Origin of the sequence: Brevibacillus sp. SIMBA_040 (assembly GCF_046535075.1) — a bacterium.
GTDB lineage: Bacteria > Bacillota > Bacilli > Brevibacillales > Brevibacillaceae > Brevibacillus.
On record NZ_JAWRXI010000045.1, the window covers coordinates 1 to 1,096 of the forward strand.

Annotated in this window: 3 rRNA genes; all 3 read left to right on the plus strand. The window is 51.8% G+C overall.

What is annotated here, in order from left to right:
- A 16S ribosomal RNA gene (locus tag SB752_RS31850) occupies positions 1-69 on the plus strand; the annotation flags it as partial.
- Positions 70-137: 68 nt separating this feature from the next.
- A 5S ribosomal RNA gene (rrf, locus tag SB752_RS31855) occupies positions 138-254 on the plus strand.
- 169 nt (positions 255-423) lie between these two features.
- Positions 424-1,096 (plus strand): 23S ribosomal RNA (locus tag SB752_RS31860); the annotation flags it as partial.

Sequence of the window (1,096 nt, forward strand, 5' to 3'; positions counted from 1 at the left end):
GGGTAGATGACTGGGGTGAAGTCGTAACAAGGTATCCGTACCGGAAGGTGCGGATGGATCACCTCCTTTCTATGGAGATATGACGATTAACGCACATTCGCTGTTCAGTTTTGAAGGAGCATACTTCCTTCATATAGTCTGGTGATGATGGCGGAGGGGACACACCCGTTCCCATGCCGAACACGGCCGTTAAGCCCTCCAGCGCCGATGGTACTTGCTCCGCAGGGAGCCGGGAGAGTAGGACGTTGCCAGGCGAGCAACTTTATGGTTGTCTCAACATTTGTTCTTTGAAAACTGGATACTGCATGTAATTGCTAAGGATTTATTACTGATGTAGTACTAGTAATATTAACTGCAAGGATGGCCTGCTAAGTTCGTCTCATCCATGAGACAACGCATGCACTAGCACATCCTGTGCGTCGTGGTTAAGTTACTAAGGGCACACGGTGGATGCCTTGGCGCTAGGAGCCGAAGAAGGACGCAGCGAACTGCGATAAGCCTCGGGGAGCGGTAAGCACGCTTTGATCCGGGGATCTCCGAATGGGGAAACCCACCATCTGTAATGGGATGGTATCCGTATCTGAATACATAGGGTACGAGAAGGCAGACCCGGTGAACTGAAACATCTAAGTAGCCGGAGGAAGAGAAAACAATAGTGATTCCGTCAGTAGCGGCGAGCGAACGCGGAAGAGCCTAAACCGTCAGGTTTACCTGGCGGGGTTGTGGGGCGTCTCACACGGAGTTACAAAAGATACCTGTAGGTGAACAGCTTGGGAAAGCTGACCGTAGAGCGTGACAGTCGCGTAGCCTAAACAGGTATCCCTCCGAGACCAACCCCGAGTAGCGCGGGACACGTGAAATCCCGTGTGAATCTGGCAGGACCATCTGCTAAGGCTAAATACTACCTAGCGACCGATAGTGAACCAGTACCGTGAGGGAAAGGTGAAAAGCACCCCGGGAGGGGAGTGAAATAGTACCTGAAACCGTGTGCTTACAAATAGTCGGAGCTCGTTAAAAGAGTGACGGCGTGCCTTTTGTAGAATGAACCGGCGAGTTACGATAGCGTGCGAGGTTAAGTTGAAGAGACGGAGCCGCA